Raw genomic sequence first — 8,139 nt, 5'->3', positions numbered from 1 at the left:
CGGCCGCGGGGCCGGCACCGGGCCGGGCGGCTGCGCGGCTGGGGCGGGGTGAGCGCGATGGCCGCCGCCTGCGCGGTGACGGCCGCGGCCGTCCTGCTGCCGCTGGCGCACGCGACCCCGGAGGCCGGACCGTCCGCGCCGCGCAAGCCGGCCGCCGCGGCGGCGGCCCCGGCCGCGCCCGCCGCGCCGTGGGTGTTCTCCGACACCTGCCAGGACCCGGAGGCCAGCCTGCGCCCGTCCGAGGTGGACGGGGCGGCCATCGCCCGGATCAAAGCGGCGGGCAAGCTCGTCGCGGGCGTGGACCAGAACAGCTTCCGCTGGGGCTACCGCAACCAGACCGCGGAGGGCGCCCGGCTCGACGGCTTCGACATCGACCTGGTCAAGGCCATAGCCAAGGACATCCTGGGCGACGAGAACGCGGTGATATACCGGGCCATCCCCACGAGCCAGCGCGTCCCCGCCCTCCAGGAGGGCCGCGTCGACATCGTGGTGCGGACCATGACCATCAACTGCCAGCGGCTGGAGGACGTGGCCTTCTCGACGGCCTACTTCGAGGCGGGGCAGCAGGTGCTGGCCCCGAAGGGCTCGCCGATCACCGGCTACGACACCTCGCTCAAGGACAAGCGGATCTGCGTGGCGGCCGGTTCCACGGCGGAGACGGCCCTCAAGGCCCAGTCCTACGGGGCGGCGCCGGTCACCGTCGCCAACCAGCTCGACTGCCTGGTCCGGCTCCAGCTGGCCGAGGTCGACGGCATCATCACGGACAACGCCCTCGCCGCCGGACAGGCCGCCCAGGACCCGTCGGTGCGGCTGGTGGGCTCGCCGTTCACCCGCGAGTTCTACGGGGTGGCGATGAACAAGGACGCCTCGGACCTGGTCCGCCGGGTCAACAAGGTGCTGGAGAACTACCGCGCGGGCGGCAACGACAGCCCGTGGATGAGGGCGTACCTCAAGCACCTGCAGCCCGTGCTGCCCGGGGTGACCGCGCCGCCCGCGCCCAAGTACCGGGACGGCTGAGTCCGGTGACGATGGAATCGGAGGCACACACGGTGGAGCCGGGGTCGGCAGTGATGGACCGGGACGACGTCGACCGCGCCCTGGCCCGGCTGGGCGCGGAGCACGAGGCCGTCGAGACCTCCCTGCTCGCCCTCCAGGACCACGCCGGGCGGCGGCTGCTGGAGGGTGCCGCGCTGGCGGGGCTCACCCAGGAGCGCTGGGCGGTGGCCGAGGCCGACATCTCCCGGCTGTGGACGTACTTCGACGCCTACAGCGGGGCGCTGACCGCCGCCCGGGAGCTCCGCGAGCGGCGCCGCTGGCCGAACCGCGAGGACCTGGTGGAGCTGACCGAGCGGCTGCGCGGCCCCGGGGTGCTCATCGCGGGCTCCGCGGCGGAGGGCCTGGCCCTGGCCGAACGGCTGTCCCTGGCCGAGCTGGTGACCCGGATGAACGACCTGTACGCCGGTTCGCTGGACGTGGTGGTCGCCGCCGACACCGTGTGGTCGGCGCTGCCCGCCCGGATCGACCTGCTCGCCGCCGAGCTGCACCGCACCCGGTCCCTCGCGCACTCGGTGGGCGTGCGCCCCGGCGAGCACCCCTCGGGCGACGACCTGGAGGACATCACCGCCGAGCTGACCCGGCTGCGCGCGGAGGTGATCGCGGACCCGCTGGCCTTCTGGCAGCGCGGGACGGGCAGCTCCGCGCCCGGCGGCGGCCGCCCGGACACCGCCCGCTACGACCGGGCCGCGCTCGCGTTGGAGGACGTACGCCGTGAGGTCGAGGCGGTGCTGGACGTACGGCAGGACGCCGAGCAGCGGCTGATCAGCCTGCGGGACGTGCTCTCCCGGGCCGACCGGACCTTGTCGGAGGCGCGGACGGCGCGCGGCGAGGTGCTGGCGAAGATCGCCGCGTCGGAGGTGCCCGCGGTCAGCGGCCCGCCCACGGTGCTCCAGGAGCAGCTCGCGGCGGCCGCCGAGCACCGGCGGCACGCCCGCTGGCACCGGCTCTCGCCGCTGCTGGAATCCCTGGAGGAGCGGGCCGGGGAGGAACTGCGCCGGGCCCGCGAATCGTTGACCGCGGTGACGGCGCCGCTGGCCGTCCGGGCGGAGCTGCGCGGGCGGCTCGACGCGTACCGGGCGAAGGTGGCCCGGCACGGGCTGGCGGAGGACCCGCTGCTGATCGAGCGGTACGACGCGGCGCGGCGGATGCTGTGGAGCGCGCCCTGCGATCTGCGGGCCGCCGAGCAGGCCGTGCTGCGCTACCAGCAGGCGGCCGCGGAGGCGCTGGTGCCGCAGCCGCGGCCCGAGGAGACGATCCGGCCCGAGGGCCCGGGGACGGAGGACGCATGAGCCCGAGCGGAGCGGTGTGCGGCCGCCCCGGCTGCCCCGGGGCGTATGAGGACATGGGCGGCGGCGAGCTGTACTGCGACACCTGCGGGCTGGCCCCGGTCGGTTCGGTCGCGGCGGGCGCGGAGGAGCTGGTGTCGCCGCCGACCGGGATGACCAGCGCGGCCCGCGGCGGCTCGCTGGGCTCCAGCGGGTCCCGGGGCTCGGCGGGCTCGCGCGGCTCCCACGGCTCGCACGGTTCGGCGCGTTCCTCGGCCTCGGCCCGCTCCTCCCGGTCCTCCTCCTCCCGGCGCTCGGTGTCGGGCCGCCTGTCGCGCGCGCTGACGGGCCAGTCCTCCACCCGCTCGGTGTCGGTGCGCAGTTCGGGCTCGGCCGCCTCCTCCTCGGCGCGCAGCCGGCTGGGCGCGGGCCTGGTCAGCGTCCCGGAGGTGCCGCGCCCCAACCCCTCCACGGCCGTCCTGGAGAACCCGGAGGTCCCCGAGCGCAAGCGGTTCTGCTCCCGCTCGGACTGCGGGGCCCCGGTGGGCCGGTCCCGGGGCGAGCGGCCGGGCCGCACGGAGGGCTTCTGCACCAAGTGCGGGCATCCGTACTCCTTCGTGCCCAAGCTGCGCGCCGGGGACGTGGTGCGCGGCCAGTACGAGGTGGCGGGCTGCCTCGCGCACGGCGGGCTCGGCTGGGTGTACCTGGCGGTGGACCGGGCGGTCGCGAACCGGTGGGTGGTCCTCAAGGGCCTGCTGGACACCGGCGACCAGGACGCGATGGAGGCCGCGATCTCGGAGCGGCGCTTCCTCGCGGAGATCGAGCACTCCAACATCGTGCGGATCTACAACTTCGTGGAGCACCTGGACCAGCGGACGGGTTCGCTGGACGGGTACATCGTCATGGAGTACGTGGGCGGCAAGTCCCTCAAGGAGATCGCGAACGACCGGCGCCGGCCGGACGGGCGGCGCGACCCGCTGCCGGTGGAGCAGGCGTGCGCCTACGGCATCGAGGCGCTGGAGGCGCTGGGCCATCTGCACAGCCGCAACCTGCTGTACTGCGATTTCAAGGTGGACAACGCGATCCAGCAGCAGGACCAGCTCAAGCTGATCGACATGGGCGCGGTCCGGCGGATGGACGACGAGGTGTCCGCCATCTACGGCACGGTGGGCTACCAGGCGCCGGAGGTGGCGGAGCTGGGCCCGTCCGTCGCCTCCGACCTCTATACGGTGGCGCGCACGCTGGCGGTCCTGACCTTCGACTTCCAGGGCTACACGAACGTGTTCGTGGACTCGCTGCCGGACCCGGAGCACATCGAGGTCTTCCGGCGGTACGAGTCCTTCTACCGGCTGCTCGTCCGCGCGACCGACCCCGATCCGGGCCGGCGGTTCTCCTCCGCGCAGGAGATGGCGGACCAGCTGACGGGCGTGCTGCGGGAGGTGGTCGCGCTCCAGACGGGCCGGCCCCGGCCGCAGCTGTCCACCCTCTTCGGCCCGGAGCTGCGCGTTCCGGACACCCGGCTGTACGCCGACGCGGACGCCGCCGAGGTCTTGGTCTCCCGGCTGGGGCACCGGCCCGTCGAGGCATGGCCCGGCGGCTCCTTCCTGGGCGGCCTGTTCGGGGCGCGCGGCCGCCGTACGTCCGGAGGCGCGGCCGGGGCGGGCAGTACGGCCCTGCCCGAGCGGCCGGCGGGCCCGGCGGAGGCTCCGGCGACGGCTGCCGCGACGCCTCCTGCCCAGGCGGCCGCGGGTGCCGGGCCGTGGGGGCAGACCTCGCTGGTCGGGAGCCACGCGTCCGGTGACCCGGCCGGGGGCGCGCCGCTGCCCGGCCTGGGCAGCACCGCCACCCGGATGACGGGCGCGCCCCTGCCGGGGCCGCGTACCGCGCCGGACCCGCGGGCGGCCCCCGCCGCCGTGGCCGTACCGGAGCCGCCGTCCCCGCCGCCCGCCGCCGGGGCGACCACACTCGACGCGCGCGACGCCGCGCTGGCGCTGCCGGTGCCGCTGGTGGACCCGGCCGACCCGAACGCCGGTTTCCTGACCGGCCTGCTGGCCTCCGCCCCCGCCGACCTGCTGGCCGCGCTGGCCGCCGCGCCCGCCGACTCGGCCGAGCTGCGGCTGCGGGAGCTGCGGGCCCGGCTGGAGCTGGGCGAGGCGGCCGCCGCCGGGGAGGCGCTGCTGGAGCTGGAGGTCCGCCACCCGGACGACTGGCGCGTGGTGTGGGCCCGCGGCATCGCCTCCCTGACCACCGGGGACGACGAGACGGCCGCGCTCTCCTTCGACGCGATCTACGACGCCTTCCCGGGCGAGCCCGCGCCGAAGCTGGCCCTCGGGCTCTGCGCGGAGGTGCTGGGGCAGCTGGACAACGCCGCCGAGTACTACCGGCTCGTCTGGACCACCGACCCGGGGTTCGTCAGCGCGGCCTTCGGACTGGCCCGGGTGCAGCTCGCCGCGGGCGACCGGGACGGAGCCGTGCGCACGCTGGAATCCGTACCGGAGGCGTCCATCCACTACACCGCCGCGCGGGTGGCGGCCGTACGCGCACGTCTGCGCGACCGGTCACCGCGGGAGGCGCTGCTGGCCGACCTGGTGGCGGCCGCCGGGCAGGTGGAGGCGCTGCGGAGGTTCGGGCTGGACCCCGAGCGGCAGGAGCGCCTGGTGACGGAGGTTCTGGGCGCGGCCCTGGACTGGGTACTGTCGGGTAGCCGGGGTTCCGACCCCGGCCGGACCTCGTTGCTCGGCAGTCAACTGGACGAGCGGGGCCTGCGCTTCGGTCTGGAGCGCTCGTACCGCGTCCTCGCACGGCTGGCACGGCGTGGCGAGGAGAGGATCGAACTGGTGGAGCGGGCAAACCGTTTCCGTCCCCGGACGTGGGTGTGAGTGATGTCGATGCATCGGCTGTCGGGCTGCCCCAGCTGCGCGGAACCCCTGGAGGAGGGTGACCGTTTCTGCGGTGTCTGCGGCCACTCCGTGACCTCCCCTCCCCCGGCGGAGGCCGCGGACCACCCGACCCTGCCCATCCCACCGGCCCCACAGCCGCCCCAGGCCCCGCCGGCCGTCTCCCACGGCGCAGCCGAACCGGCCCCGGGCTGGGGCAGCGTGGCCGCGGCCGCGCCCACCCTCGTGGGCGACCCGGCCGACTGGGCGGCCACCCCGGGCCCTGAGGACCCGTACGGTGCCACGTCCCCGGAGGGCACGCCGTGGGCCGCCGCCGAGCACCCGTACGGGGCGGCCGGCGCGCAGGAGCCGCGGGCCCGCTACGACCTGCCCGGCGGCGGTACGCCCGAGGAGGGCCCGGCCGCGCACCCGCCGGGCGGCGCACCGCGGCCCGCCGAGGACCCGTACGCCGCACAGCCGGCCGCGGCTCCCGCGTACGGCGCGGCGGCGACCCCGCCCGCGAGCGGGCCCCCGGCCGCGCCCGCGACCGGTGAGCCGGGGAAGACCTGCGTGGCCTGCCGGGCCGGGCGGGTGGACACCGACGGCTACTGCGAGCACTGCGGGCACGCGCAGCCGCGCGAGCGGGACCACCTGGAGGAGGAGCTGGGCAGCGTCGCCGCCGTCAGCGACCGGGGGCTGCGCCACCACCGCAACGAGGACTCGTTCGCGGTGTCGGCCACCGCCCTGCCCGACGGCTCCGCCGCCACCGTGGCCATCGTCTGCGACGGCGTCTCCTCCGCGAGCCGCCCCGACGAGGCGTCGGCCGCCGCCGCGGGCGCCGCCAACGAGGCCCTGCTCGACGCCCTGCCGCGCGGCGCCCACCCGCAGGAGGCCATGCACGAGGCGATCCTGGCCGCCGCCTCCGCCGTGAACGCCCTGGCCCCGGAGGTGCCCGGCGCGCAGAACGCCCCCGCCTGCACCCTGGTCGGCGCCGTCGTCAGCGGCGGCCTGCTGACCATCGGCTGGGTGGGCGACAGCCGCGCCTACTGGGTCCCGGACGACCGGGCGGCCCTGCCGCGCCGGCTCACCGAGGACGACTCCTGGGCCGCGCAGATGGTCGCCGCCGGGCTGATGGGCGAGGCCGAGGCGTACGCGGACGTCCGCGCGCACGCCATCACGGGCTGGCTGGGCGCCGACGCCTACGAGCTGGAACCGCACACCGCGACCTTCAAGCCCGACCACCCCGGCGTGGTCGTGGTCTGCACCGACGGACTGTGGAACTACGCGGAATCGGCGCGGGAGATGGCCCAGGTGCTGCCCGCCGACGCCGCGGCCCGCCCGCTGCACAGCGCCCAGGTGCTGGTGGGCCACGCCCTCGACGGCGGCGGGCACGACAACGTCACCGTGGCCGTGGTGCCCTTCACCACGCGGCCCGGACAGGGCACGGAACCGGGGCCGGGCGCGGAGACCGCCCCGGGCCCGGCAGCAGGACCGGAACCGGAAGTGGAAGCGCGCCCGCAGGTCTGACCCGCCTGCCCGAGCACCCTAGGAGTCCATCCGATGGCGAATTTCGCCAAACAGAGCGCGCCACGCTTCACCGTGGACGTGTACCAGAACGAGTTCCTCCCCGAGGGGGGCCGGGAGGTGCACGCGATCGTCACGGTGACCGCCACCGGCGGCGGTTCCGCGGCCGCGGCGCCCGCCGACGGGGGCGCGGCCGTCGTGATCATGGTCGACTGCTCGGGGTCGATGGAGTACCCGCCGGAGAAGATGCGCGGCGCCCGCGAGGCCACGGCCGCGGCCGTCGACACCCTGCGCGACGGCACCGCCTTCGCGGTGATCGCCGGTACGCACGTGGCCAAGGAGGTCTACCCGGGGCAGGGCCGCCTCGCCGTGGCCGACCCGGCCACCCGCGCCCAGGCCAAGGAGGCCCTGCGCGGCCTCAGCTCCGGCGGCGGCACCGCCATCGGCACCTGGCTGCGGCTCGCCGACGGCCTGCTGCGGGGCTCCACCGCCTCCATCCGGCACGGCATCCTGCTCACCGACGGCCGCAACGAGCACGAGGAAGCGGCCGTCCTGCGCGCCACCCTCGACGCCTGCGCGGGCCGCTTCACCTGCGACGCCCGCGGCGTGGGCACCGACTGGGAGGTGAAGGAGGTCACCGGCATCGCGCACGCGCTGCTCGGCTCCGCCGACATCGTGGCCGATCCGGCCCGTCTCGCCGAGGACTTCACGCGCGTGATGGAGAACGTCATGGGCAAGGAGGTCGCGGACGTCTCGCTGCGCCTGTGGACCCCGGTCGGCGCGGAGATCCAGTACGTGAAGCAGGTCGCGCCGGCCGTCCAGGACCTGAGCGGCCGGCGCACCGAGGCCGGCCCGCGCGCCGGGGACTACCCGACCGGTTCCTGGGGCGACGAGTCCCGCGAGTACCACGTGTGCGTCCGCGTCCCGGGCGGATCGGTGGGCCAGGAGATGCTGGCCTCGCGGGTCACGCTGGTGCGGCCGGGGGCGGCGGGCGAGCCCGCGGCGGTCCTGGGCCAGGGCCTGGTCCGGGCGGTGTGGACGGACGATCTGGCCGCCTCCACCGCGATCAATCCGCAGGTCGCCCACTACACGGGGCAGGCGGAGCTGGCGCAGGCTATCCAACAGGGCCTGGAAGCCCGCAAAATGGGTGATGTGGAGGGTGCTACGGCCAAACTCGGGCGTGCGGTGCAGCTCGCCGGGGTTTCCGGCAACGCCGACACAGCCCGGCTCCTGTCGAAGGTGGTGGATGTGGTGGACGCGGTGGCAGGTACTGTGCGGCTGAAAGCGAAGGTCGCCGACGCCGATGAGATGACCCTCGAAACGCGTTCGACGCAGACCGTCCGAGTGAAGAAGTCCTGACGTAGCAGTTCCGAACTCCCGCCGCGACGACGCGGGAAGAAGAAGGGGGAAGCGCCGCC

The 8,139-nt window shown here is 75.8% G+C and carries 5 protein-coding genes; all 5 read left to right on the top strand.

What is annotated here, in order from left to right; translation table 11 throughout:
* The first annotated feature begins 30 nt into the window (after positions 1 to 30).
* Genes ABZ873_RS26845 through ABZ873_RS26825 form a run of 5 tightly spaced genes read left to right on the top strand, consistent with a single transcriptional unit; the run spans position 31 to position 8,080 of the window.
* Positions 31 to 1,017: a glutamate ABC transporter substrate-binding protein gene (locus ABZ873_RS26845; protein WP_360876778.1), complete on the top strand. Its 987-nt coding sequence runs from the start codon at positions 31 to 33 to the stop codon at positions 1,015 to 1,017.
* Positions 1,018 to 1,070: 53 nt separating this feature from the next.
* Positions 1,071 to 2,345, top strand: coding sequence for a hypothetical protein (locus ABZ873_RS26840; RefSeq protein ID WP_360876775.1), 1,275 nt, complete (start codon positions 1,071 to 1,073; stop codon positions 2,343 to 2,345).
* Positions 2,342 to 5,200, top strand: coding sequence for a tetratricopeptide repeat protein (locus tag ABZ873_RS26835; protein WP_360876772.1), 2,859 nt, complete (start codon positions 2,342 to 2,344; stop codon positions 5,198 to 5,200). Before ABZ873_RS26840 ends, ABZ873_RS26835 begins: the two co-directional genes overlap by 4 nt.
* A 3-nt stretch (positions 5,201 to 5,203) precedes the next feature.
* The gene (locus ABZ873_RS26830; RefSeq protein ID WP_360876769.1) at positions 5,204 to 6,724 is read left to right on the top strand and encodes a protein phosphatase 2C domain-containing protein; all 1,521 of its coding nucleotides are present in this window, start codon (positions 5,204 to 5,206) and stop codon (positions 6,722 to 6,724) included.
* 33 nt (positions 6,725 to 6,757) lie between these two features.
* A complete protein-coding gene (locus ABZ873_RS26825; RefSeq protein WP_360876766.1) occupies positions 6,758 to 8,080 on the top strand; it encodes a VWA domain-containing protein in 1,323 nt (440 codons plus the stop codon).
* The last annotated feature ends 59 nt before the right edge of the window (positions 8,081 to 8,139 follow it).

The organism is Streptomyces sp. NPDC047014 (assembly GCF_040644195.1).
Lineage (GTDB): Bacteria > Actinomycetota > Actinomycetes > Streptomycetales > Streptomycetaceae > Streptomyces.
Note: the sequence above shows the minus strand (reverse complement) of the source record. Positions and strands in the feature narration are given on the sequence as shown.